A 25,693-nucleotide genomic window follows, 5' to 3' on the forward strand; every position below is an offset into this window, starting at 1 on the left:
AAGATGAAATTCAGGACACCTCTGTTTTTAAGCGCGTTGATAATATTTATGACGCCAGTATGCAAAGCGTACACCACGGGCGACGGGATTTGTCACTCCGAAGGTGGCGCTTATATCTATAACCTTAATCTGAACGGGCAGTCGATCCCGGCGGATAAAAATAAAGCAGGTACAGAGATCAGGGATCTGGAAACGCTCAGTTCATCTGCGAGTTACAAAGCGCAATGCAACTGTCTTACGCATTACTCTACGGGCTTTCGCCAAATCTACTACACCGCACGATCGTCGTTAAGTGAAGATGTGGTAAAGAACGGGTATACCTATTTTACCCTTAATAACAACCTCAGCATCGCCACGTCGATACTTGTGCTCGGCAGAGATTATATACCGGTACCTTTCAGCGCAGAACCAAACGTAATGTCTCATAGCTCCTATTGTTATGCGCCTGGTGAGGAAGGGAGCGAACCAACACTCAATACCGGTTCAAAAATAAAAATATCATTCTTAATTAACAAGCCGTTTATTGGCCGGGTGAGTGTGCCAGGTACGATAGTCGCCGATCTTTATGGCGGGCTGGATGCGGCCTCCTCGACCTCCAGCACCGAAAAAATGGCAGAGATCAAAATCGCTGGCGATATCGTCGTGCCGCAAAACTGCGAGATAGCGCCCGGGCAGACGCTTGAGATAGATTTTGGCAAAATCCCGGCCCCGGAATTTTCCGCTACCAAAGGCACCGCCGTGACGAGTCACAAGGTAAAAAAGACGATTCAGGTACAGTGCACAGGCATGCTGGATGAGAATATTGTCTACTCCACTTTCCATGGAGACCCTGTCGACGCCGATGCCACGATGATGAAAGTCAACGGCAATGATGATGTAGGCATTGTGGTATACGACAAGTGGGATCGTCAGGTCAGCGTCAACGGCGGCAGGATGGACATGGATAGGGGAGAAAACAATAACGGCGCCGAAAACAATTCGCTTACCTTTTCCGCTGCGCCTGCAAGCGCAACGGGGGCGCAGCCAAAACCTGGAACGTTTGAAGCGTACGCAACGGTCACGCTGGAAATTGAACATTAATCACCCAACGGCTGTTTATGACAGCCGTTGTCATTTTTCCTCTTTTGCACCAGGCTTATCCCTTTCTATATGACAACTCTATGATGCTCCCCTGAACAAATAATCATTAATATCAGTGGCTTATTTTACACTCTCTCATTGTCATAAAACTGTCATATTTCGTACATTTATCTGTCACCTGTTTGTCCTATTTTGCTCATCGTAGCCACTTAAACAATGATTTACGAAATCCTTGCAGGAGACATTATGAAAGTTATGCGTACCACTGTCGCAACTGTTGTCGCCGCGACCTTATCGATGAGCGCTTTCTCTGCCTTCGCAGCAGCAAGCCTGACTGGCGCTGGTGCAACCTTCCCTGCGCCGGTGTATGCCAAATGGGCGGATACCTACCAGAAAGAGACCGGTAACAAGGTCAACTATCAGGGTATCGGCTCCTCCGGTGGCGTAAAACAAATTACCGCGAATACCGTTGATTTCGGCGCATCCGACGCTCCGCTGTCTGATGAGAAACTGAATCAGGAAGGCCTGTTCCAGTTCCCGACCGTGATCGGCGGCGTTGTGCTGGCTGTTAACATCCCTGGCCTGAAATCAGGCGAGCTGGTGCTGGACGGCAAAACCCTGGGTGACATCTACCTGGGCAAAATCAAAAAATGGGATGACGAAGCCATCACTAAGCTGAACCCGGGCGTTAAGCTGCCTTCGCAGAATATCGCGGTGGTTCGTCGTGCTGACGGCTCTGGCACCTCTTTCGTGTTCACCAGCTATCTGGCGAAAGTGAACGAAGAGTGGAAATCTAAAGTCGGTTCCGGCTCTACCGTTAACTGGCCAACCGGTCTGGGCGGTAAAGGCAACGACGGTATCGCAGCCTTCGTACAGCGTCTGCCTGGCTCTATCGGCTACGTAGAGTACGCCTACGCTAAGCAGAACAATCTGGCCTACACCAAACTGGTTTCTGCCGACGGCAAACCGGTTAGCCCGACCGAAGAGAACTTCGCCAACGCCGCCAAAGGCGCTGACTGGAGCAAATCCTTCGCTCAGGACCTGACTAACCAGAAAGGTGAAGACGCGTGGCCAATCACCTCTACCACCTTCATTCTGGTTCACAAAGAGCAGAAGAAACCAGAGCAGGGCGCAGAAGTGCTGAAGTTCTTCGACTGGGCATACAAAAACGGCGGCAAACAGGCTAATGACCTGGATTACGCCAGCCTGCCAGACAGCGTGGTTGAGCAGATTCGTGCTGCATGGAAAACCAACGTGAAAGACAGCAGCGGTAAAGCGCTGTACTAACAGGATTTTTTTAACGAAGATGGCGGGTGGCGCGCAGCGATCCCGCCCTACGGTTTACTCTGTAGGCCCGGTAAGCGTCAGCGCCACCGGGCATATTCGTAAGACGTCTCATAAAGAAGAGTAATTTATGGCTGCAACCAAGCCTGCATTTAACCCTCCGGGTAAAAAAGGTGACATGATTTTCAGCGCGCTGGTGAAACTGGCTGCGCTGATTGTGCTATTGCTGCTGGGCGGCATTATCGTGTCCCTGATTTTCTCCTCCTGGCCGAGCATTCAAAAATTTGGTTTCGCCTTCCTGTGGACCAAAGAGTGGGATGCGCCGAACGATATTTACGGTGCGCTGGTGCCGATTTACGGCACGCTGGTGACCTCTTTTATCGCCCTGCTAATTGCGGTTCCGGTGAGCTTCGGTATTGCCTTGTTCCTGACGGAACTGGCGCCAGGCTGGCTGCGGCGTCCGCTGGGTATCGCCATTGAACTGCTGGCGGCCATCCCAAGTATCGTTTACGGCATGTGGGGCCTGTTTATTTTTGCTCCGCTGTTTGCAACGTACTTCCAGGAGCCGGTCGGTAACGTGCTTTCTGCCGTTCCGTTTGTGGGGGCGCTGTTCTCCGGCCCGGCATTCGGTATCGGCATTCTGGCGGCGGGTGTGATCCTCGCCATCATGATTATTCCGTACATTGCGGCGGTCATGCGCGATGTCTTCGAACAAACCCCGGTGATGATGAAAGAGTCCGCCTACGGCATCGGCTGCACCACCTGGGAAGTTATCTGGCGCATCGTCCTTCCGTTCACCAAAAATGGGGTGATTGGCGGCATTATGCTGGGCTTAGGTCGCGCGCTCGGTGAAACCATGGCGGTCACCTTTATCATCGGCAACACCTACCAACTCGACAGCGCTTCGCTCTATATGCCGGGGAACAGTATTACTTCTGCGCTGGCGAACGAATTTGCCGAAGCGGAATCCGGGCTGCACGTCGCGGCGCTGATGGAACTGGGCCTGATCCTGTTTGTTATCACCTTTATTGTGCTGGCTATCTCCAAGCTGATGATTATGCGTCTGGCTAAAAACGAGGGGGCACGCTAATGGCAACTCTCGATATGCAAAATACCGCTCAGCTTGCGGAATCCCGTCGCAAAATGCAGTCAAAGCGCCGGATTAAAAACCGCATTGCGCTGACGCTTTCCATGGCCACGATGGCGTTCGGCCTGTTCTGGCTGATCTGGATCCTGATGTCAACCATCACCCGCGGCATCGATGGAATGTCCCTGGCGCTGTTCACGGAAATGACGCCGCCGCCGAACACGGCGGGCGGTGGTCTGGCAAACGCCCTGGCGGGTAGCGGCCTGCTGATCCTGTGGGCGACCGTTTTCGGTACACCGTTGGGCATTATGGCGGGTATCTATCTGGCGGAGTATGGGCGCAAGTCCTGGATCGCTGAAGTCATCCGCTTTATTAACGACATTCTGCTTTCTGCCCCGTCGATTGTCGTGGGTCTGTTTGTTTACACCATCGTGGTGGCGCAAATGGAACACTTCTCCGGCTGGGCGGGTGTGATTGCGCTGGCGCTGTTGCAGGTGCCTATCGTTATTCGTACTACTGAAAACATGCTGAAACTGGTGCCGGACAGCCTGCGTGAAGCGGCTTACGCGCTGGGCACGCCGAAATGGAAAATGATTTCGGCGATCACCCTGAAAGCGTCCGTCTCGGGGATCATGACCGGTATCCTGCTGGCTATCGCCCGTATCGCCGGTGAAACCGCACCGCTGCTGTTTACCGCCCTCTCCAACCAGTTCTGGAGCACGGACATGATGCAGCCGATCGCCAACCTGCCGGTGACGATCTTTAAATTTGCGATGAGCCCATTCGCGGAATGGCAGCAGCTGGCCTGGGCCGGGGTGCTGATCATCACCCTTTGCGTACTGTTGCTGAACATTCTGGCGCGCGTCATTTTCGCGAAGAAGAAACACGGTTAAATTTTTACGGCGCGGCAGCTCGCGGCGCCGAATGAGGAAATGAGTCAATGAGTATGGTTGATACTGCCCCGGGTAAGATTCAGGTTCGTGATTTGAACTTCTACTACGGCAAATTCCATGCCCTGAAGAATATCAATCTGGATATCGCGAAGAACCAGGTAACGGCATTCATCGGTCCGTCCGGCTGTGGTAAATCCACGCTGCTGCGCACCTTTAACAAAATGTATTCGCTCTATCCGGAGCAGCGCGCAGAAGGTGAAATTCTGCTGGACGGTGACAACATCCTGACCAATACCCAGGATATCGCCCTGCTGCGTGCGAAAGTGGGGATGGTATTCCAGAAACCCACGCCGTTCCCGATGTCGATCTATGACAACATCGCCTTTGGTGTGCGTCTGTTTGAGAAGCTCTCCCGTGCGGATATGGACGAGCGCGTGCAGTGGGCATTGACCAAGGCCGCATTATGGAACGAAACCAAAGATAAACTTCACCAGAGTGGGTACTCTCTCTCCGGTGGTCAGCAGCAGCGTCTGTGCATTGCGCGCGGTATCGCCATTCGCCCGGAAGTCTTGCTGCTGGATGAGCCGTGCTCAGCCCTGGACCCGATCTCAACCGGGCGTATCGAAGAGCTGATCACCGAGCTGAAGCAGGATTACACCGTGGTGATCGTGACCCACAACATGCAGCAGGCTGCACGTTGTTCTGACCACACGGCGTTTATGTACCTGGGCGAGTTGATTGAGTTCAGCGATACGGATGCGCTGTTCACCCGTCCGGCGAAGAAACAAACCGAAGATTATATTACTGGCCGCTACGGTTGATTTGCCTTAGTGCATGTGGAGAAACCATGGACAACCTCAATCTTAATAAACACATTTCCGGCCAGTTTAACGCAGAGCTGGAAAGCATTCGCACCCAGGTGATGACCATGGGCGGCATGGTCGAGCAGCAGCTTTCTGATGCGATCACGGCGATGCACAACCAGGACAGCGAGCTGGCGAAGCGCGTTATTGAAGGCGACCACAACGTCAATATGATGGAAGTCGCCATCGACGAAGCCTGCGTGCGCATCATTGCGAAGCGTCAGCCGACGGCGAGCGACCTGCGTCTGGTGATGGCGATCATCAAAACTATCGCCGAGCTGGAGCGTATTGGTGACGTGGCGGATAAAATCTGTCGCACCGCGCTGGAGAAATTCTCCCAGCAGCACCAGCCGCTGCTGGTGAGTCTGGAGTCTCTCGGTCGCCACACCGTGCAGATGCTGCACGACGTGCTGGACGCTTTCGCGCGCATGGATCTGGACGAAGCGGTCCGTATCTACCGTGAAGACAAGAAAGTTGACCAGGAATACGAAGGCATAGTGCGTCAGCTGATGACCTACATGATGGAAGATTCCCGTACCATTCCAAGCGTACTCACCGCGCTGTTCTGTGCGCGCTCAATCGAGCGTATTGGCGACCGCTGCCAGAACATTTGCGAATACATCTTCTACTTCGTGAAGGGGCAGGATTTCCGACACGTGGGCGGCGACGAGCTGGACAAGCTGCTGGCGGGTAAAGATCCGAAAGAGTGATTTTTACCCTCACCCTAACCCTCTCCCACAGGGAGAGGGGACCATTCGGTTTTCTCCCTCTCCCTGTGGGAGAGGGCCGGGGTGAGGGGAAAACTCAGCGAGTAATATCCCACCCGCGCGCCTTCCACAACGCTGGCAGTTGCGCCAGATCGGTAAAGGTCGTCACTTTTGGATGATCGATCGGCTTGTTGTGCGGATCGGCGCAGAAGTAAAACACCTCCATCCCCGCATCAATCCCCGACTGCGCGCCCGCAGACGAGTCATCCACCAGGATGCAGTTCTCCACGTTGACGTTCATCGCCTTCGCCGCGTGGAACATCAATGCCGGATCCGGCTTCCAGCGCTGGATATCGTAGCCGCTGAACAGTTTTTCCGGGAAGTGGTGCAACATGTTCAGCTTGCCGAGCGAGTGCTGCATTTTGCTGACCGGGCCGTTAGAGACCACGCAGATCGGCACCGTCATCGCATCCAGCAGCGTGTTAGCGCCAGCGATAACTTCCAGCTCGGCGTCGAAGAGGCGTGCGACCTCGGCGCGGTACACCGGTTCCAGATCCGCTTTCGCCAGATCCACCCCGTGCTCTTCGTTAATGATGTCGATGATCTCGTACAGCTTCACGCCCTTAAAGCGTTTAAACACCTCTTCGAGATCGAGCGTAATACCAAATTCCTGGAACATGGCGACATACGCGCGGGAACAAATGACCTCACTGTCGACCAGCGTACCGTCACAGTCGAAAAATACCGCTTCAATTCCGGACATGCCTTTCCCTTTTAACAAGTTTAACGTTTTCGTACGGCAGTTCACCGGGACGCAATCGTTGCCGTATAAGCAAAATCAATGAAAAAAGTATCCCGTAACCGCCACTATTGTCGCATTTTGGTATAGGATAGCGACGAATTTTCCCTCCTTGTTCGGAAATTGATGATGAGTCAACAACACACTACCCAGACGTCTGGTCAGGGGCTGCTTGAGCGCGTGTTCAAACTGCGCGAGCACGGCACAACGGCACGCACCGAAGTGATCGCCGGTTTTACTACCTTCCTGACGATGGTCTATATCGTTTTCGTTAACCCGCAAATTCTGGGCGTGGCTGGCATGGACACCAGCGCCGTCTTCGTGACCACCTGTCTGATCGCGGCGCTTGGCAGCATCCTGATGGGCGTTTTCGCTAATCTGCCCGTGGCGCTGGCCCCGGCAATGGGTCTGAATGCGTTCTTTGCGTTCGTGGTGGTTCAGGCGATGGGCCTGCCGTGGCAGGTCGGGATGGGCGCTATTTTCTGGGGCGCGGTCGGCCTGCTGCTGCTGACCATCTTCCGCGTGCGCTACTGGATGATTGCGAACATTCCCGTGAGCCTGCGCGTGGGTATCACCAGCGGTATCGGTCTGTTTATCGGCATGATGGGGCTGAAAAACGCTGGCGTTATCGTGGCGAACCCGGAAACGCTGGTGAGCATTGGTAACCTGACCTCTCACAGCGTGCTGCTGGGCGTGCTGGGCTTCTTTATCATCGCGATCCTGGCGTCGCGCAACATCCATGCTGCGGTGCTGGTCTCTATCATTGTGACCACGCTGCTGGGCTGGATGCTGGGTGACGTACATTACAACGGTATCGTCTCTGCGCCACCAAGCGTCTCTACCGTGATTGGCCACGTTGATCTGGCGGGCTCGCTGAACCTGGGTCTGGCCGGGGTGATTTTCTCCTTCATGCTGGTCAACCTGTTTGACTCCTCCGGTACGCTGATTGGCGTGACCGACAAAGCGGGTCTGGCGGATGAAAAAGGCAAATTCCCGCGCATGAAGCAGGCGCTGTATGTGGATAGCATCTCGTCCGTCGCTGGCTCTTTCATCGGCACCTCGTCTGTTACCGCTTACATTGAATCCTCTTCCGGTGTGTCCGTGGGCGGTCGTACTGGCCTGACGGCGGTAGTTGTGGGTCTGCTGTTCCTGCTAGTGATCTTCCTCTCTCCGCTGGCGGGGATGGTGCCACCATACGCGGCAGCTGGCGCGCTGATTTACGTCGGCGTGCTGATGACCTCAAGCCTGGCGCGCGTGAAGTGGGAAGATTTGACGGAAGCCGTTCCGGCGTTTATTACCGCGGTGATGATGCCGTTCAGCTTCTCGATCACCGAAGGTATCGCGCTGGGCTTTATCTCTTACTGCGTGATGAAGATCGGTACCGGCCGCTTCCGCGAACTCAGCCCGTGCGTGATTATTGTTGCGCTGCTGTTTGTGCTGAAGATTGTGTTTATTGATTCACACTAAGATGCTGGTGGTGTCAGGTGGCGCTTCGCTTACCTGACCTACGGGCAAAGTTCCCTCTCCCTGTGGGAGAGGGTTAGGGCGAAGGCTTACGCCTTCACCCGCTTAATATAATCCCCAAACGCGGTCAGCTGGCCAGAGAGATGGTCACGCGTACTCTGATCCACCACTTCACCCGTCTGCGGGTCGACCTTGTTCTGAATCACGCCGCCCATAAATTCCGGCTTGTTCATCACCATCGCATCCAGGAACACCAGGATCTGACGCAGGTGATACTGGCAGCGCGCGCCGCCAATGGCGCCCATTGAGCTGGTCTGGATCAGCACAGGTTTACCAGACAGCGGCTGCTCCGGTAAACGGGACAGCCAGTCAATGGCGTTCTTCAGACCACCCGGCACCGAGTAGTTATACTCAGGCGTCACAATCACCACGCCGTCAGCCTGACGGATCTGCTCGGCTATCGCTTCCACGCTTTGCGGGAACCCTTCTTCCTGCTGAACGTCAGCATCATAAAGCGGGATGTCGCCAATGGACGGCAGGGCACTGATCTCCATTCCCGCAGGCGCCAGCTGCGGCAGCGTACGGGCAACCATCCCGTTAAAAGAACCTTTGCGCAGGCTTCCCAGTAACGTAACAACTTTCAACGTATCAGACATGATTACTCCTGTTTCATCATGATGACCCTGGACGGATCAGCTATGGGTGTATGCTTTTTCTGCCGGTAAACTGGTTAATCGCATCAGGCGCGCGGCGGGCTCGTTGGCGCGCTCAGGGACATCCGGAAGACTACGCCAACCGCGAATACTGTCAAATTCCCAGATTTTCAGCCGTTCGATGGCGGGGCTCACCGCAACGGACCAGATCAGTACGTCCTCAGCGTCGCTGAGCGCCTCTACCAGCGAGGCTTTTGTCGCGCGCAGGCGTCCGGAGCCGGGGAGCAGCTGCAACAGGCTGGCGTCGTCTGACGCCGCGCCGTTCAGTTTGCGGATGCTCTGGCGAAGGGTGATGAGCTGCGCTCTGGCTTCAACAGGGTCGTTCTGGTTACGTATCCACAGCTTTTCATTGCTGGAGAGCGGGTATTCATCGAGCGCGTTAGCACCATGGAAGCTACGCGTGACGCGTTGCAGCTCCATATCCAGGCCACAATCACCTTCAGTCGTCAGCGCGACGCCAACAATGTTGCCGGTGTACGCAATGGAAAAATGGGGGAGTGCCGGGTCCGCAAAAACCGGGCGACCTTCTGGCTGGGTGAGTATGTCCGGTAGTTCGCTAGTGCCGTAGAGCATAAAAAGCAGTTCTGCGAGGAGCGCTCTGGAAGCTAAAAACCGCGTCCTGCGGTGTTCAGGTAGTTTGAGCGCCTCACTGTGACAGGCTGAAGAAAGTCTGGCCGATACGAGATGCCCTTCCGTTAATGTTCCTCGTGCAAAGTGCGTAGCCATTTTTCGCTCCTTGATAATGGTCGTAGTAGGTTAAACGGTTACATGATTATCGCTTAACTTAGCTTCTGTTTTAATCAGTAAATGGAAATAAGAGAAGCCTGAGCACCGAACTTTACATTATCTTAGGCAAAAACCTGATCTGGTGCGGTATACAGCGCTTTAATCGTCTCACGCAGCCAGAGGATTTTCGGATTATGGCTGTTCCGTTTATGCCAGATCAGCGTGAAGGGTACGGTGAGCTTTTCTGCCTGCGCCTCATCGATGGGAATGGGCAGACAGACCAGATTACGCTGGTGGAGTTGATTGTAGTGATGGCAGTAGTGCGGCGCAGTGGCTATGTAGTTGTGATCCGGCTGGGCCGCCATAAACATCGACTGTTCAAAACCGGGCAAACTCATGGCGATGTTACGCTCCCGGCCCATCTCCCTTAGCACCTCGTCGAGCGCCCAGGTGTCACTGCGTTCCCAGAAGATGCTGATATGCGGGTAGCGCAGAAACGTCTCCAGATCCCACGCTTCCTGGAGCGCGGGATGATCCTCGCGCAAATACACGCACGGACGGTCACTGAACAGGATTTCGTAGTCGATAAACCACGGCATCAGCTTTAGCAGTTCGCGCGAGCGAGGGTGCGTTTCACGCCCGGTGAAGCCCAGATCCACTTCTCCGCGCGTAATGGCGTCCAGCGAATCGTAATCCCATTGCCGCAGTTTCACCGTCGCCTGTGGGTAGCGCTCGTTCACCTGCTCCAGCAGGGTATTAAAGCGGATCAGCATCAGCGGTGTTTCGGCGGCGAGCACAAACTTAAGCCCGCCTGGAGAGCTATGGTGGAATTTATCGAGGATCTGGTTGCCAATCTGCATCCAGTCGGCCAAATCCTGTTCCAGACTCACCGTCAGAGGCGTGGGCAGTAGCCCTAAAGGCGTTTTCACAAACAGCGGATCGTCGAACCAGTCGCGCAGCTTCGCCAGCGATTTACTCACCGCGGACGGCGTCACGTTCATCCGCTTCGCGGCTTTGGTGACGCTGCGCTCCTGCAACAAAAGTTGCAGGCAAAGTAAAAGATTAAGATCGAGACTGCTGATGGGCTTCTTCATAGTGCGCCGCGGGCTGGATGACCATAAGTAAGGTAATGCAGAGTATGCTACAGCCAATCAGAACCCCGATCAGCATATTCAGCGCGTTAAGGCCGATCACCGCCGCCAGCCAAATCCATAGCGAAGAACCGCAGACCTGCGCAATGCCCAGCACCGAGCTGGCCACGCCTGCCCGCAGCGAGAAGGGGCCAAGCGCCTGACTCATCGCCACACCAAAGCCGACGGAGAATCCGGCGCAGATCAAAGTAATGCCCACCAGCATTACAGCGTGTGAGGTGGCGGTCGCCAGGATCACGCCTGCGGCGAGAAACAGCGTCTGTGAGGTGAGCATCAGCGTGCGCTGGCGGAAGATGTTGAGCGCAAAGGGCGTTGAGAATGAAACCGCCATGCTCACCATCGCGGTTAGCGCCATCACCGTTGAATACTCACCGCGATCGAAGCCCATCGTCTCCATCAGCAACACCGGGGAAACGTTTACATAGGTGAGGATCACCGCCACGCTAAGCGTGGTGATTGCCAGCCGACTCAGGAAAAAGCGATTCACCAGCTTTTCAGCCGGATGGAGGGTTGCGGTGTGATATGGCTGTTGCGAACCGGGATGGGTCTCTTTCAGCACCGTCACGGACAGGATAAAGACGATGGCGCCCATGGCTGCCATGGTCCAGAAAAGACTCTGCCACGGAAATTTAAGCATAATCAGGTAGCCTACAACCGGTGCCAGCACCGGGATGATGCAGGTAATGCCGTTCAGCATCGACAGCACCTTGGCGCGGCGCTGGGCGCTCAAGGTATCGCGCAGAATGGCAAAGGCCACCACGTAACAGCCGCCTGCGCCAATGCCCTGGATAAAACGTCCTGACAGGAACATTGTGCTTTCCTGAGCCACTGAACAGAGTACTGATGCCAGCGCAAAGATAACTGCACCCGTAATCGCGACGGGCTGGCGGCCTGCTTTATCCGCGATTTTCCCGGCAAATACCATCGACGACGCCATTCCCGCGAGGTAGGCCGAAAACGCGATGTGCAGTTGCGCCTCGCTGGCACCCAGATCGCGGGCAATATGCGGTAGCCCCACCAGATACATATCAATGCCGGACGGATAAAGCAGAACTAATGCGAAACTACAAAACAGAAAACGCGCCATAAACCCCCCATAGATGCAGGCATGCAGGATAGGGGGTGAAAGGGGATTAGGCGAGTTGCCATTTGGACAATGGTGATTTCCCTGGAGGAAATCACCCTGTATTAACGTGAATTACTTACCAATGCAGAAGCTCGAGAAAATCCGTCCCAGCAGATCGTCCGACGTAAACTCCCCGGTGATCTCGCTCAGATTCTGTTGCGCCAGACGCAGCTCTTCCGCCAGCAGTTCACCGGCCCACGCGCCGATCAGCTGGGCTTTACCCTGCTCAAGGTGGCGAGCCGCCTCTTCCAGCGCCTGCAAGTGACGACGACGCGCCAGGAAGCCACCCTCCATGCTGGTGTCGAACCCCATGCTCTGTTTGAGATGGCTACGCAGGGCTTCCACGCCTTCACCGGTACGGGCCGACAGGCGAATAAGTGAGTGACCATTCACATCGCTGATGCCCAGCGTTTCGCCGGTAACGTCGGCCTTGTTGCGCACCACGGTGATCGGCAGTTTAGCCGGGAGACGGGCGATAAAGTCTGGCCAGATTTCAGCCGGGTCAACGGCGTCGGTTGTGGTGCCGTCCACCATAAACAGCACGCGGTCGGCCTGCTCGATCTCCTGCCAGGCGCGTTCGATACCGATACGCTCGACTTCATCGCTCGCATCGCGCAGGCCAGCGGTGTCGATGATGTGCAGCGGCATGCCGTCGATATGGATATGCTCGCGCAGCACGTCGCGGGTGGTGCCGGCTATGTCGGTGACGATCGCCGCTTCACGGCCCGCCAGGGCGTTCAGCAGGCTCGATTTCCCAGCGTTGGGGCGTCCGGCAATGACCACCTTCATGCCTTCACGCAGCAGGCTGCCCTGGCGCGCTTCGGCGCGGACGGCATCGAGATCGTTCATCACCTGGTTGAGCTGAGCTTCAATTTTACCGTCTGAGAGGAAGTCGATCTCCTCGTCCGGGAAGTCGATAGCCGCTTCGACATAGATTCGCAGGTGAGTAAGTGCTTCCACAAGGTGATTCACGCGTGCGGAAAACGCGCCCTGCAACGAGTTCAGCGCGGAGCGGGCCGCCTGTTCGGAGCTGGCGTCGATCAGATCAGCAATCGCCTCGGCCTGCGCCAGGTCGAGCTTATCGTTGAGGAAAGCACGCTCGGAGAACTCACCCGGCTTCGCAATGCGCAGGCCAGGCAGGGTCAGAATACGTTTTAACAGCAGGTCGAGGATCACCGGGCCGCCGTGGCCCTGAAGTTCCAGCACATCTTCGCCGGTAAAGGAGTTTGGGCCGGGGAACCACAGCGCGATGCCCTGGTCCAGCGGTGTGCCGTCAGCATCTTTAAACGGCAGATAATCAGCGTAGCGCGGCTTTGGCAGTTTACCCAGCACCGCTTCGGCCACCTCACGCGCCTTCAGGCCGGAGATACGCAGAATGCCTACACCACCGCGTCCCGGTGGGGTTGCCTGGGCGACGATAGTGTCGTTATGGCTCATGGTTGCTCTCGTTCAATACAAATAAAAAAGGCGGTCAATCGACCGCCCTTATTTTAGCGTTAAGTTACCGAATCAGGACTTTTTCTTTTCGCGGCTATGCAGGCCACGTTTTTCCAGACCACGGTAAATCAGCTGCTGCTGGATGATGGTCACCAGGTTGCTGACGATATAGTACAGCACCAGACCTGACGGGAACCACAGGAAGAACACGGTGAAGATGACCGGCATAAAGGTCATGATCTTCTGCTGCATCGGGTCGGTCACGGTGGTCGGAGACATCTTCTGAATGAAGAACATCGTCACGCCCATCAGGATCGGCAGGATGTAGTACGGGTCCTGTGCGGACAGGTCATGGATCCACAGGGCGAACGGCGCGTGGCGCAGCTCAACGGAACCCATCAGCATGTAGTACAGCGCAAGGAAGATTGGCATCTGAATCAGCAGCGGGAAGCAACCACCCAGTGGGTTCACTTTCTCTGCTTTATACAGGGCCATCATCTCCTGGCTCTGACGCTGTTTGTCATCGCCCAGACGCTCACGCATAGCCTGAATCTTCGGCTGTAGCATACGCATCTTCGCCATGGAGGTGTACTGCGCTTTAGTCAGCGGGTACATGATGCCACGAACGATAAAGGTGATAACGATGATGGAGAAGCCCCAGTTACCCAGGAAGCTGTGAATGAACTTCAGCAGCTTAAACAGCGGCTGAGAGATGAACCACAACCAACCGTAATCCACGGTCAGATCCAGGTGCGGCGCAACGGCAGCCATTTTGTCCTGGATTTCCGGGCCGACCCACAGGGTGCTTGCCAGTTTACCGGTTTGACCCGGCTGCACCAGAACCGGCTGAGATTTGTAGCCGATGGCTGCAATACCGTTGCCGAGGTTCGCGGTGTAGAAGTTGTTCGTACCGTCGTTATTCGGTACCCACGCCGTCGCGAAATACTGTTGCAGCATTGCGACCCAACCGCCTTTAGAGCTGACGTTCAGGTTTTCGTTATCGGCAATGGTGTCGAATTTGTATTTCTCGTACTTGGTATCTGGCGTGGAGTAAGCCGCGCCACGGAAGGTATGCAGCGCAAAGTTGCTGCTTCCGGTATCACGGTGAGACGGCAGATTGATGGACTGCTTCAGCTGACCAAAGGTAGAGATTTCCAGCGGTTTCGCACCGGCGTTCTGTACGCTGTAGCCCACGTTCACCGCATACTCACCGCGTTTCAGGGTGAAGGTTTTGGTGAAGGTGTTGCCTGCCGCGTCGGTGTAGGTCATCGGGATAACCAGTTCGTTCTGACCATCAGCCAGTACAAACGTGTCATTCTCGACGTTATACAGTGGACGCGCACCGTTAGCCGGATTATCCGGGCCATCACGACCGGTCAGGCCGCTCTGCGCCTGGTAGATAAATTCAGGCGTGGTTTCCAGTAACTGGAACGGTTCGGTAGACTTCAGTTCTTTCGGGTAGGTCAACAGCAGCGCCTGCTCAACATCACCACCACGGGTGTTGATAGTCAGCTCAAGCACATCGGTCTTAACCGTAATCTGTTTCCCCTGGCCACTGGCCGGTACGCCCTGGTCGGCGGCGCTACCCGCTGCGGTGGTCGTGGTCTGCGTGGTCTGCTGCTGGGGTTGAGGATTTTTATCCTGCTCCCATGCCTGCCAGATCATGAAAGACACGAACAACAAAGCGATGATAAGAAGATTGCGTTGCGAATCCATCGTTAGTGTTCTCTGGTATCAAAAGGTCCTGGAGGGACGGGGTCGTCTCCACCTGGGTGTAAAGGGTGGCATTTTAATACGCGTTTCACCGTCAACCAACTGCCTTTTATCACTCCAAACCTGCGCAATGCCTCAATTCCGTAGCTTGAGCATGTTGGCGTGAAACGGCAGTGTGGCCCGAGTAGCGGACTAATCAGGCGTTGATAGACCCGAATGAGGGCTATCAGGACCCGCGAGCCAGGCGACAGTGGCGGCGCCATAATTTTTCCAACGCTTCCGAGAGAGCACGGTTATCGAGGTCGGCAACCCCTTTTTTCGCCACCACCACGAAATCCATTGAAGGCAGTTCGTGCTGACGTAAACGGAAACTTTCACGCGTCAGACGTTTAATCCGGTTGCGTTCATGCGCACGTTTAACGTTTTTCTTGGCGACTGTGAGACCGATGCGGGGATGCCCCAGCGAATTTTGGCGGCCGAGGATGGTGATTTGCGGCGTGCCAGCCCGTTGTGGCTGCTGGAAGACGAAAGTGAAATGAGTGGGAGTTAACAAACGTAACTCCCTGGGAAATGCGAGCTTAACCACTCAGGGGTTAGCTTTATTACTTGGAAACGGTCAGACGAGCGCGGCCTTTAGCACGACGACGTGCCAGAACCTGACGACCATTTTTAGTAGCCATACGAGCACGGAAGCCGTGAGAACGGTTGCGCTTCAGTACAGACGGTTGAAAAGTGCGTTTCATGGCGATTTCTACCTAAACTTGAATAAATTCACTGACTTTTGCGTATACCCGAACGAGATTCGAACGACTAACGCCTCAGCGTGGGTGATTAAAGAGGCCGGATTGTAATAATTGTACACTCCGGAGTCAATTCTCTTTCCTTATTTCCCGCGTATTTCCGCACGATTTCGCGTGGAAAATGAGCAACGGACGACGCAGGAAGATGAGCATCACGCGCCGGGTCGAGGATTATACGGGCTCGCCAACAAAGCGCAAGGATCGTCCCGGATCTTCGTTAGATCATTTAAGCCAAAAATTGTCTGTGCTCATTAAATTTTCCAATATGCGGCCTAAATCGCGAGGCACTCGCGTCAGGATCGTTTACACTTACCCGATTCCGGATCTTCCTGTGGATAAATCGGGAAGAATCTGTGAGAAACAGAAGATCTCTGGCTCAGTTTAGGCTATGATCCGCGGTCCCGATCGGGATCCAGCGATCCTGGTCGGGCATAAACACAACATCGTTCAGGCTGTATCAACGATAGCGTGTATAACCGCAGATAGCGGTTCGCACATCACCCTGATGGGGTCATGTCGATGTGCGCCAACAATCATGAATATTCAATAGTTTTCTTTTATTGTTCGAGTGGAGTCCGCCGTGTCACTTTCGCTTTGGCAGCAGTGTCTTGCCCGATTGCAGGATGAGTTACCAGCCACAGAATTCAGTATGTGGATCCGCCCGTTGCAGGCGGAACTGAGCGATAACACGCTGGCTTTGTATGCGCCAAACCGTTTCGTGCTCGATTGGGTAAGGGATAAATACCTTAATAACATCAATGGACTGCTGAATGATTTCTGCGGGTCAGATGCCCCACAGCTGCGTTTTGAAGTGGGCACAAAGCCGGTCACCCAAACCGTTCGTGAAGTTGTCAATGTGGCAGCCCCTGCACAGGCGGCGCCCGCTCCAGCGCCTCGCGTTGCACCGGCTCGTCAGGGCTGGGATAACGTTCCAGCCCCCGCTGAGCCTACCTACCGCTCTAACGTTAACGTGAAACACACGTTCGATAACTTCGTTGAAGGTAAGTCGAACCAGCTGGCGCGCGCGGCGGCTCGCCAGGTTGCCGATAACCCCGGTGGCGCTTACAACCCGCTGTTCCTGTATGGCGGCACGGGTCTCGGTAAAACGCACCTGTTGCATGCGGTGGGCAACGGCATTATGGCGCGTAAGCCCAATGCCAAAGTAGTGTATATGCACTCCGAACGCTTCGTTCAGGACATGGTAAAAGCCCTGCAAAACAATGCGATCGAAGAGTTTAAACGCTACTACCGTTCCGTTGATGCGCTGCTGATCGATGACATTCAGTTCTTTGCCAATAAAGAACGATCGCAGGAAGAGTTTTTCCATACCTTTAACGCCCTGCTGGAAGGTAATCAGCAGATCATTCTGACCTCGGATCGTTATCCAAAAGAGATCAATGGCGTTGAAGATCGTCTCAAATCCCGCTTCGGCTGGGGCCTGACCGTGGCGATCGAGCCGCCGGAGCTGGAAACCCGCGTCGCGATCCTGATGAAAAAAGCCGACGAGAACGACATTCGCCTGCCGGGTGAAGTGGCGTTCTTTATTGCCAAGCGCTTGCGTTCCAACGTGCGTGAGCTGGAAGGGGCGCTGAACCGCGTTATCGCTAACGCCAACTTCACTGGTCGTGCGATCACCATCGATTTTGTGCGTGAAGCACTGCGCGATTTATTGGCTTTGCAGGAAAAACTGGTCACTATCGACAATATTCAGAAGACGGTGGCTGAGTACTACAAGATCAAAGTGGCAGATTTACTGTCTAAACGTCGTTCCCGCTCGGTGGCGCGTCCGCGTCAGATGGCGATGGCGCTGGCAAAAGAGCTCACCAACCACAGCCTGCCGGAAATCGGTGATGCGTTTGGTGGCCGTGACCATACGACCGTGCTGCACGCTTGTCGCAAGATCGAGCAGCTACGCGAAGAAAGCCACGACATAAAAGAAGATTTTTCCAATTTAATCAGAACATTATCATCGTGACGCTATGAAATTTACCGTTGAACGTGAACATTTATTAAAACCGCTGCAACAGGTGAGTGGCCCATTAGGCGGCCGCCCTACGCTGCCTATTCTTGGAAACCTGCTGCTTCAGGTCGCGGACGGTACGCTGTCGCTGACCGGCACAGATCTGGAAATGGAAATGATCGCGCGCGTTACGCTGACTCAGCCGCACGACGCGGGCGCGACCACGGTTCCGGCACGTAAATTCTTTGATATTTGCCGTGGGCTGCCGGAAGGCGCTGAAATCGCCGTGCAGCTGGAGGGCGACCGCATGCTGGTGCGCTCTGGCCGCAGCCGTTTCTCCCTCTCCACGCTGCCCGCTGCGGACTTCCCGAACCTGGATGACTGGCAGAGCGAAGTTGAATTTACCCTGCCGCAGGCGACGATGAAGCGTCTGATTGAAGCCACGCAGTTCTCCATGGCGCATCAGGACGTTCGTTACTACTTAAACGGCATGCTGTTCGAAACCGAAGGTGAAGAGCTGCGTACCGTGGCGACCGACGGTCACCGTCTGGCGGTCTGTTCCATGCCGATTGGCGATTCACTGCCAAACCATTCGGTGATCGTACCGCGTAAAGGCGTAATTGAACTGATGCGCATGCTCGACGGCGGCGATACCCCACTGCGCGTGCAGATTGGCAGCAACAATATTCGTGCCCACGTGGGCGATTTTGTCTTCACATCGAAGCTGGTAGACGGTCGTTTCCCGGATTATCGCCGCGTATTGCCGAAGAATCCGGACAAAACGCTGGAGGCGGGTTGCGACATCCTCAAGCAGGCGTTTGCGCGTGCCGCTATTCTCTCGAACGAGAAATTCCGCGGCGTACGTCTGTACGTGAGTGAAAACCAGATCAAAATCACCGCCAACAACCCGGAGCAGGAAGAGGCAGAAGAGATTCTGGACGTCACCTACGCCGGGGCTGAGATGGAAATCGGCTTCAACGTCAGCTACGTGCTGGATGTGCTGAATGCACTGAAATGCGAGAACGTTCGCATCCTGCTGACTGACTCCGTTTCGAGCGTACAGATTGAAGATGCCGCATCACAGTCGGCTGCTTATGTTGTTATGCCAATGAGACTGTAATGTCGCTCACCCGTCTGTTGATCCGCGACTTTCGCAATATCGAAAGCGCGGATCTCGCTTTATCCCCTGGCTTTAACTTCCTGGTTGGCGCGAACGGCAGCGGCAAAACCAGCGTGCTGGAAGCCATCTATACGCTCGGCCACGGCCGGGCGTTTCGCAGTTTGCAGATTGGTCGCGTGATTCGCCACGAGCAGGATTCTTTTGTTCTGCACGGGCGTTTGCAGGGCGCAGAGCGGGAAACCGCCATCGGCCTGACCAAAGACAAGCAGGGCGACAGCAAGGTGCGCATCGACGGCACCGATGGCCACAAGGTGGCGGAGCTGGCGCTGCTGATGCCGATGCAGCTGATTACGCCCGAGGGGTTTACTTTACTCAACGGCGGCCCCAAATACAGAAGAGCGTTCCTCGACTGGGGATGCTTTCACAATGAAGCCGGTTTCTTTAACGCCTGGAGCAACCTGAAGCGTCTGCTTAAACAGCGTAACGCCGCATTGCGCCAGGTCACGCGCTACGCCCAGCTGCGTCCGTGGGACATGGAACTCATTCCTCTAGCGGAACAAATCAGCCGCTGGCGTGCCGAATACAGCGCAGGTATCGCCGAAGACATGGCCGGCACCTGCAAACAGTTTTTACCCGAGTTCTCTCTCACCTTCTCTTTCCAGCGCGGCTGGGAGAAAGAGACGGATTATGCTGAGGTGTTAGAGAGAAGCTTCGAGCGCGATCGCATGTTGACCTACACCGCGCACGGCCCGCACAAGGCGGATTTCCGCATTCGTGCCGACGGTGCGCCGGTGGAAGACACGCTGTCGCGCGGGCAGCTGAAGCTCCTGATGTGCGCGCTGCGCCTGGCGCAGGGGGAGTACCTCACCCGCGAAAGTGGGCGACGCTGCCTTTACCTGATAGATGATTTTGCCTCGGAACTTGACGACGCGCGGCGCGGGCTGCTTGCCAGCCGCCTGAAAGCCACGCAGTCGCAGGTTTTCGTCAGCGCCATTAGCGCTGAACACGTTATGGACATGTCGGACGAAAATTCGAAGATGTTTACCGTGGAAAAGGGTAAAATAACGGATTAACCCAAGTTGAAATGAGCGAGAAACGTTGATGTCGAATTCTTATGACTCCTCCAGTATCAAAGTCCTGAAAGGGCTGGATGCGGTGCGTAAGCGCCCGGGTATGTATATCGGCGACACGGATGACGGCACCGGTCTGCACCACATGGTATTCGAGGTGGTAGATAACGCTATCGACGAAGCGCTCGCGGGTCACTGTAAAGACATCGTGGTCACGATCCATGCGGACAACTCCGTGTCCGTTACCGATGACGGTCGTGGCATCCCAACCGGTATTCACCCGGAAGAGGGCGTATCTGCTGCGGAAGTGATCATGACCGTTCTGCACGCAGGCGGTAAGTTCGATGATAACTCCTATAAAGTTTCCGGCGGTCTGCACGGCGTAGGCGTATCCGTAGTAAACGCCCTGTCGCAGAAGCTGGAGCTGGTTATCCAGCGCGAAGGCAAAATTCACCGTCAGATCTACCAGCACGGCGTGCCTGAAGCGCCGCTGGCCGTCACGGGTGATACCGAGAAAACCGGTACCATGGTGCGTTTCTGGCCGAGCCTTGAAACCTTCACCAACGTCACCGAATTCGAGTACGACATTCTGGCGAAACGCCTGCGTGAACTGTCGTTCCTGAACTCCGGCGTGTCGATTCGTCTGCGCGACAAACGCGACAACAAAGAAGACCACTTCCATTACGAAGGTGGTATCAAGGCGTTCGTTGAGTATCTGAACAAGAACAAAACGCCAATTCACCCGAATATCTTCTACTTCTCTACTGAAAAAGACGGTATCGGCGTGGAAGTGGCCTTGCAGTGGAACGACGGTTTCCAGGAAAACATCTACTGCTTCACCAACAACATTCCACAGCGCGACGGCGGTACGCACCTTGCGGGCTTCCGCGCGGCGATGACCCGTACCCTGAACGCTTACATGGACAAAGAAGGCTACAGCAAAAAAGCGAAAGTCAGCGCCACCGGTGACGATGCCCGTGAAGGCCTGATTGCCGTGGTCTCCGTGAAGGTGCCGGATCCGAAGTTCTCCTCACAGACCAAAGACAAGCTGGTCTCTTCTGAGGTGAAATCGGCGGTTGAACAGCAGATGAACGAACTGCTGAGCGAATACCTGCTGGAAAACCCGTCCGACGCGAAAATCGTGGTGGGTAAAATTATCGATGCGGCGCGTGCCCGTGAAGCGGCGCGTAAAGCGCGTGAAATGACCCGTCGTAAAGGCGCGCTGGACCTGGCAGGCCTGCCGGGCAAACTGGCTGACTGTCAGGAACGCGACCCGGCGCTGTCTGAACTGTACCTTGTGGAAGGGGACTCCGCGGGCGGTTCTGCAAAGCAGGGCCGTAACCGCAAGAACCAGGCGATTCTGCCGCTGAAGGGTAAAATCCTCAACGTTGAGAAAGCGCGCTTCGACAAGATGCTTTCTTCTCAGGAAGTGGCGACGCTCATCACCGCGCTCGGCTGCGGCATTGGTCGCGACGAGTACAACCCGGACAAACTGCGTTATCACAGCATCATCATCATGACCGATGCGGACGTCGACGGCTCGCACATCCGTACGCTGCTGCTGACCTTCTTCTATCGTCAGATGCCGGAAATCGTTGAGCGCGGCCACGTCTACATTGCGCAGCCACCGCTGTACAAGGTGAAAAAAGGCAAGCAGGAACAGTACATTAAAGATGACGACGCGATGGATCAGTACCAAATCGCGATCGCCCTTGATGGTGCGACCCTGCACGCAAACTCCAGCGCGCCAGCGCTGGCCGGTGAGCCGCTGGAGCGTCTGGTCTCCGAGTTCAACGCCACGCAGAAAATGATTGGCCGTATGGAGCGTCGCTATCCGAAAGCGCTGCTGAAAGAGCTGATTTACCAGCCGACCCTGACCGAAGCCGATCTGAGCAACGAGCAGACCGTCACCCGCTGGGTGAACACCCTGGTGAGCGAGCTGAACGAGAAAGAGCAGCACGGCAGCCAGTGGAAGTTCGACGTTCAGCAGAACGCTGAGCAGCAGTTCGAGCCGATCGTCCGCGTGCGTACCCACGGCGTCGATACCGACTACCCGCTGGAGCACGAGTTTGTTACCGGTCCGGAATACCGCCGTATCTGCACCCTGGGCGAGAAGCTGCGCGGTCTGATCGAAGACGATGCGTTCATCGAACGTGGCGAGCGCCGTCAGCCGGTGGCAAGCTTCGAGCAGGCGCTGGAATGGCTGGTGAAAGAGTCCCGTCGCGGCCTCTCTATTCAGCGTTATAAAGGTCTGGGCGAAATGAACCCGGATCAGCTGTGGGAAACCACCATGGATCCGGAAAGCCGCCGCATGCTGCGCGTTACCGTTAAAGACGCGATTGCAGCGGATCAGCTGTTCACGACCCTGATGGGCGATGCGGTTGAACCACGTCGCGCCTTCATCGAAGAGAACGCCCTGAAGGCGGCGAATATCGATATTTAATCGTCGCTTTACGACAACATAACTGGCCGCGCTTTAGCGCGGCTTTTTTATGGACGCAGGAAACTCCAGCGACATCACTGCCGGTAAACGTTTGACCAGCATATCTATGGCAATTCTTACCCTTAGCGGCAGGTGTGGCGTCTGCTGCCAGACGGCATGAACGTCGAAGCGTACATCCGGGGCCTGCTTAAAGAGCGGGACAAGATTTCCCTGATGAATTTCTTTGATGACCATCCAGCAGGGTAACCATGCAATACCGTGGCCGGCCAGCGCCGCGTCGCAGATCGCCTGCAAATCATCCATATTGAGGGATGAGCGGGGAATAAACGTGCGCGACGTGCCATCGTAATCCATCAGCTGCCAGGGTAAGACTCTGCCCGCACGCGTGTAGTTAATGGCCGTATACTGGCGTAAATCATCAACGCTTTGCGGCTGGCCATTCTTAATCAGATAATCCGGCGCGGCACACAGAACCATTCGGTGCACTCCCAGCCTTCTGGCGACCAGCACGGCGCTGTCAGCCAGGGTGCCATTGCGCACCGCCATATCAAACCCTTCTTCCACAAGATCCACGATGCGGTCGCTAAAGGACATTTCAAGCTCAAGCCCGGGATGCTCCTGCGCCAGCTCTATTAGCAGCGGGGCGATACACTGGCGACCAAACAGCACCGGCATGGCAACACGCAGCCGACCGCTGACCTGATGTTTTCCGGTTTCAAGCTGCGATTCAGCGCCACGGATCTCTTCCAGCGCGCGCAGGCAGCGTTCATAAAAAAGCGCGCCGTTATCGGTCAGCCTCTGGCTGCGGGTGGTCCGATGAAACAGACGAACCCCCAGCCTCTCTTCAAGACGAGCAATGCTTTTTCCTACCGCCGAGCGCGACAAATGCAGACGGACGGCGGCCTGGGCAAAACTTCCTGCCTCAACGGAGGCAACGAAAACGGGAATATCTTTCAGCGTATCGGTCATGGACGAATTGTATCAATTTGGTCATCAATGAAGGGAAAACTTATCGCCACTGGTGACGCTGAGTCAACGGTAGACTGTCAGAACTGAACAATCATCTGATGACAGGAGAAAAAAATGACAGCAACAATGCAACGCTGGTCAATGGATGCCCTTGGTCGTGAAAGCCTCAGGCTCGTTCAGGAGCCTGTTCCACAGCCAGGCCCGGGTGAGGTCCGCGTACGGGTAAATGCCGTTGCGCTCAACTACCGGGATAAAATGGTGATTGAAGGCACGATGCCGATTCCGCTTTCCTTCCCGTTTACCCCAGCATCTGACATGGCAGGCGTGGTGGACAGCATCGGTGAAGGCGTTACGCGTTTCAAACCCGGCGCACGCGTCATCTCAACCTTCTTCCCGGAATGGATCGACGGCAAGCCGCAGGCAGACGCGCGCGATTTGCCCTATAAAACGTCCGGTGGATACTTCCAGGGCATGCTGGCCGAATATGTGATTGTGAGTGAAAACGCGCTGGTGGCGTCCCCGGAAAGCCTGGATGACGCTGAGGCCAGTACGCTTCCTTGCGCGGGGCTTACCGCATGGTTCGCGCTGGTGGAGCGCGGTCATTTACGCGCCGGGCAATCGGTGCTGGTACAAGGGACGGGCGGTGTGGCGCTATTCGCTTTGCAGATAGCAAAAGCGCACGGCGCAGAGGTGTTTGTCTCCTCGGGAAGTGATGAAAAACTGGCGCGGGCCAAAAAGCTGGGGGCCAGCCAGGGCATCAACCGACTGAAAGGCGACTGGGCTGAAAATACGCTGGCACTGACGCAGGATCGCGGCATCGACCATATTATCGAAACCGTGGGTGGGGAGAACCTGAGACATTCCCTGCGCGCCGTTGCCGTTCATGGGCGGATATCGGTCATTGGCGTGCTGGCCGGGACAGAAATTTCTCTGCCTGCAAGCGAGCTGTTGCTGAAATCCCCCGTCATTCAGGGGATTGGGGTTGGACACCGCCGGGCGCTGGAAGATTTTGTCCGTGCTGTTGATGTCACGGAGTTAAAACCGGTGATTGAGCATCGCTACCGCTTTGACGAGCTGGAACAGGCGCTTGAGCATCTGGATCGCGGTGCGTTTGGCAAAATCGTTCTCACCCGCGAGTGAGTTCCCGTTCCCGGAATAAACGTAAAAGGGGCTTTTTGTTGCGCAAGGTAGCTCTATTTTTGTGTGCTTAATCGCGTTAGCATGAGGTAGCACTCATTTATCCCGGGGACCCCATGGCCATCAAACTCATTGCAATCGATATGGACGGCACGCTGCTGCTGCCAGACCACACTATCTCTCCTGCCGTTAAAAATGCGATCGCCGCCGCACGCGAAAAAGGCGTGAACGTGGTGCTCACCACCGGACGCCCGTATGCCGGGGTGCACAGTTACCTGAAAGAGCTGCACATGAACCAGCCTGGCGATTACTGCATCACCTATAACGGCGCGCTGGTGCAAAAGGCAGCCGATGGCAGCACGGTGGCGCAAACTGCACTGAGCTATGATGACTATCGGTTCCTGGAAAAACTCTCCCGCGACGTGGGCTCTCACTTCCACGCGCTCGATCGCAATACGCTTTACACCGCCAACCGCGATATCAGCTACTACACGGTGCACGAGTCCTACGTTGCAACCATTCCACTGGTGTTCTGTGAAGCGGAGAAAATGGATCCGGCAACACAGTTCCTGAAAGTGATGATGATTGATGAACCTGCGGTTCTCGACAAAGCCATTTCACGCATTCCGGCTGAGGTAAAAGAGAAATACACCGTACTGAAAAGTGCGCCGTACTTCCTCGAAATCCTCGATAAACGCGTCAATAAAGGCACGGGCGTCAAATCGCTTGCCGATGCGCTGGGCATCAAGCCTGAGGAGATCATGGCGCTGGGCGACCAGGAAAACGATATTGCGATGATCGAATATGCAGGCATGGGCGTGGCGATGGATAACGCCATCCCGTCGGTAAAAGAAGTGGCGAACTTCGTGACCAAATCTAACCTGGAAGACGGCGTTGCCTGGGCGATCGAGAAATTTGTCCTCTCCTAGCAGCTGTCTGTAATCATCAGCCTCGGTTATCTACCGGGGCTTTTTTTGGCCCTGAATTTATCGAATTGTTCTTTTTGTGATCTGGATTGTAGTACAACATTAACTGATTGTACTACATTGTCACCACGGCAAAGACGAAAGGCCTCACGTTTGTACTGCAAAAGTGAGGCGAAATTCAGCGGTCGCGGTAAAGTAGTGATGGACTTACAGAGCACAAGGACT

At 55.3% G+C, this 25,693-nt stretch carries 24 protein-coding genes; 13 read left to right on the forward strand and 11 right to left on the reverse strand.

Annotation, left to right across the window (positions count from 1 at the left end; genetic code table 11):
* Nucleotides 1-3 precede the first annotated feature (3 nt).
* The 6 genes from stgD (at nt 4) to phoU (ending at nt 5,917) form a co-directional block, all read left to right on the forward strand.
* Nucleotides 4-1,080 carry a fimbrial protein StgD gene (gene stgD, locus L384_RS15365; RefSeq protein ID WP_022652103.1) on the forward strand — a complete coding sequence of 359 codons (1,077 nt, stop codon included), beginning with the start codon at nt 4-6 and terminating at the stop codon, nt 1,078-1,080.
* Nucleotides 1,081-1,326: 246 nt separating this feature from the next.
* Nucleotides 1,327-2,367 carry a phosphate ABC transporter substrate-binding protein PstS gene (gene pstS / locus L384_RS15360; protein WP_022652104.1) on the forward strand — a complete coding sequence of 347 codons (1,041 nt, stop codon included), beginning with the start codon at nt 1,327-1,329 and terminating at the stop codon, nt 2,365-2,367.
* A gap of 127 nt (nt 2,368-2,494) precedes the next feature.
* Nucleotides 2,495-3,454 carry a phosphate ABC transporter permease PstC gene (gene pstC / locus L384_RS15355; RefSeq protein ID WP_003861158.1) on the forward strand — a complete coding sequence of 320 codons (960 nt, stop codon included), beginning with the start codon at nt 2,495-2,497 and terminating at the stop codon, nt 3,452-3,454.
* Nucleotides 3,454-4,344 (forward strand): phosphate ABC transporter permease PstA, encoded by an 891-nt coding sequence (pstA, locus tag L384_RS15350; RefSeq protein ID WP_003861156.1) that lies wholly within the window; start codon nt 3,454-3,456, stop codon nt 4,342-4,344. Before pstC ends, pstA begins: the two co-directional genes overlap by 1 nt.
* Nucleotides 4,345-4,391: 47 nt before the next feature.
* Complete coding sequence (gene pstB, locus L384_RS15345; protein ID WP_003861154.1) at nt 4,392-5,165, forward strand: phosphate ABC transporter ATP-binding protein PstB; 774 nt, start codon at nt 4,392-4,394, stop codon at nt 5,163-5,165.
* 26 nt (nt 5,166-5,191) lie between these two features.
* Complete coding sequence (gene phoU / locus L384_RS15340) at nt 5,192-5,917, forward strand: phosphate signaling complex protein PhoU (RefSeq protein WP_003861153.1); 726 nt, start codon at nt 5,192-5,194, stop codon at nt 5,915-5,917.
* A 94-nt stretch (nt 5,918-6,011) separates the two neighbouring features.
* Here the strand turns inward: phoU and yieH are convergent, their stop codons facing one another.
* Nucleotides 6,012-6,677 carry a 6-phosphogluconate phosphatase gene (yieH, locus tag L384_RS15335; protein ID WP_003861151.1) on the reverse strand — a complete coding sequence of 222 codons (666 nt, stop codon included), beginning with the start codon at nt 6,675-6,677 and terminating at the stop codon, nt 6,012-6,014.
* A 165-nt stretch (nt 6,678-6,842) separates the two neighbouring features.
* Between yieH and adeP the strand changes: the two genes are divergently transcribed.
* Nucleotides 6,843-8,180 carry an adenine permease AdeP gene (gene adeP, locus L384_RS15330; RefSeq protein ID WP_003861149.1) on the forward strand — a complete coding sequence of 446 codons (1,338 nt, stop codon included), beginning with the start codon at nt 6,843-6,845 and terminating at the stop codon, nt 8,178-8,180.
* Nucleotides 8,181-8,266: 86 nt separating this feature from the next.
* On the opposite strand, the gene L384_RS15325 is transcribed toward adeP, so the two are convergent.
* From L384_RS15325 to rpmH, 9 genes are all read right to left on the reverse strand, one after another.
* Nucleotides 8,267-8,833 (reverse strand): NADPH-dependent FMN reductase, encoded by a 567-nt coding sequence (locus L384_RS15325; protein WP_003861147.1) that lies wholly within the window; start codon nt 8,831-8,833, stop codon nt 8,267-8,269.
* Nucleotides 8,834-8,869: 36 nt separating this feature from the next.
* Nucleotides 8,870-9,616, reverse strand: coding sequence for a 4'-phosphopantetheinyl transferase family protein (locus L384_RS15320; protein WP_003861145.1), 747 nt, complete (start codon nt 9,614-9,616; stop codon nt 8,870-8,872).
* 122 nt (nt 9,617-9,738) lie between these two features.
* Nucleotides 9,739-10,710: an HTH-type transcriptional regulator YidZ gene (yidZ, locus tag L384_RS15315; protein WP_022652106.1), complete on the reverse strand. Its 972-nt coding sequence runs from the start codon at nt 10,708-10,710 to the stop codon at nt 9,739-9,741.
* Complete coding sequence (locus L384_RS15310) at nt 10,679-11,854, reverse strand: MFS transporter (protein ID WP_003861141.1); 1,176 nt, start codon at nt 11,852-11,854, stop codon at nt 10,679-10,681. The genes yidZ and L384_RS15310 overlap by 32 nt, the downstream gene beginning before the upstream one ends.
* Before the next feature lie 111 nt (nt 11,855-11,965).
* A complete protein-coding gene (mnmE, locus tag L384_RS15305; protein WP_015570136.1) occupies nt 11,966-13,330 on the reverse strand; it encodes a tRNA uridine-5-carboxymethylaminomethyl(34) synthesis GTPase MnmE in 1,365 nt (454 codons plus the stop codon).
* A 72-nt stretch (nt 13,331-13,402) separates the two neighbouring features.
* A complete protein-coding gene (yidC, locus tag L384_RS15300) occupies nt 13,403-15,046 on the reverse strand; it encodes a membrane protein insertase YidC (protein ID WP_003861138.1) in 1,644 nt (547 codons plus the stop codon).
* A gap of 2 nt (nt 15,047-15,048) precedes the next feature.
* The gene (yidD, locus tag L384_RS21765) at nt 15,049-15,306 is read right to left on the reverse strand and encodes a membrane protein insertion efficiency factor YidD (RefSeq protein ID WP_001307474.1); all 258 of its coding nucleotides are present in this window, start codon (nt 15,304-15,306) and stop codon (nt 15,049-15,051) included.
* Entirely contained in the window at nt 15,270-15,629 is a 360-nt protein-coding gene (gene rnpA / locus L384_RS15295; RefSeq protein ID WP_003861126.1) for a ribonuclease P protein component, read from the reverse strand. The genes yidD and rnpA overlap by 37 nt, the downstream gene beginning before the upstream one ends.
* Nucleotides 15,630-15,645: 16 nt before the next feature.
* Nucleotides 15,646-15,786 (reverse strand): 50S ribosomal protein L34, encoded by a 141-nt coding sequence (rpmH, locus tag L384_RS0120990; RefSeq protein ID WP_000831330.1) that lies wholly within the window; start codon nt 15,784-15,786, stop codon nt 15,646-15,648.
* A 637-nt stretch (nt 15,787-16,423) separates the two neighbouring features.
* Here rpmH and dnaA point away from each other — a divergent pair.
* Genes dnaA through gyrB form a run of 4 tightly spaced genes read left to right on the forward strand, consistent with a single transcriptional unit; the run spans nt 16,424 to nt 22,436 of the window.
* Complete coding sequence (gene dnaA / locus L384_RS15290; protein WP_003861124.1) at nt 16,424-17,818, forward strand: chromosomal replication initiator protein DnaA; 1,395 nt, start codon at nt 16,424-16,426, stop codon at nt 17,816-17,818.
* A 4-nt stretch (nt 17,819-17,822) separates the two neighbouring features.
* Nucleotides 17,823-18,923, forward strand: coding sequence for a DNA polymerase III subunit beta (gene dnaN / locus L384_RS15285; protein ID WP_003861122.1), 1,101 nt, complete (start codon nt 17,823-17,825; stop codon nt 18,921-18,923).
* Complete coding sequence (recF, locus tag L384_RS15280) at nt 18,923-19,996, forward strand: DNA replication/repair protein RecF (RefSeq protein ID WP_023323910.1); 1,074 nt, start codon at nt 18,923-18,925, stop codon at nt 19,994-19,996. Before dnaN ends, recF begins: the two co-directional genes overlap by 1 nt.
* Before the next feature lie 28 nt (nt 19,997-20,024).
* Nucleotides 20,025-22,436, forward strand: a complete 2,412-nt coding sequence (gene gyrB / locus L384_RS15275) for a DNA topoisomerase (ATP-hydrolyzing) subunit B (RefSeq protein WP_003861119.1) — start codon at nt 20,025-20,027, stop codon at nt 22,434-22,436.
* A 33-nt stretch (nt 22,437-22,469) separates the two neighbouring features.
* On the opposite strand, the gene L384_RS15270 is transcribed toward gyrB, so the two are convergent.
* Nucleotides 22,470-23,405, reverse strand: a complete 936-nt coding sequence (locus tag L384_RS15270) for a LysR family transcriptional regulator (protein ID WP_003861115.1) — start codon at nt 23,403-23,405, stop codon at nt 22,470-22,472.
* A gap of 114 nt (nt 23,406-23,519) precedes the next feature.
* Between L384_RS15270 and L384_RS15265 the strand changes: the two genes are divergently transcribed.
* Both L384_RS15265 and yidA read left to right on the forward strand, forming a co-directional pair.
* A complete protein-coding gene (locus tag L384_RS15265; RefSeq protein ID WP_023323911.1) occupies nt 23,520-24,545 on the forward strand; it encodes a zinc-dependent alcohol dehydrogenase family protein in 1,026 nt (341 codons plus the stop codon).
* A 113-nt stretch (nt 24,546-24,658) separates the two neighbouring features.
* Nucleotides 24,659-25,471 (forward strand): sugar-phosphatase, encoded by an 813-nt coding sequence (gene yidA / locus L384_RS15260; protein WP_023295661.1) that lies wholly within the window; start codon nt 24,659-24,661, stop codon nt 25,469-25,471.
* Nucleotides 25,472-25,693 lie beyond the last annotated feature (222 nt).

The sequence above is a fragment of the Enterobacter sp. MGH 38 genome (genome assembly GCF_000492855.1).
Taxonomy (GTDB): domain Bacteria; phylum Pseudomonadota; class Gammaproteobacteria; order Enterobacterales; family Enterobacteriaceae; genus Enterobacter; species Enterobacter hormaechei_C.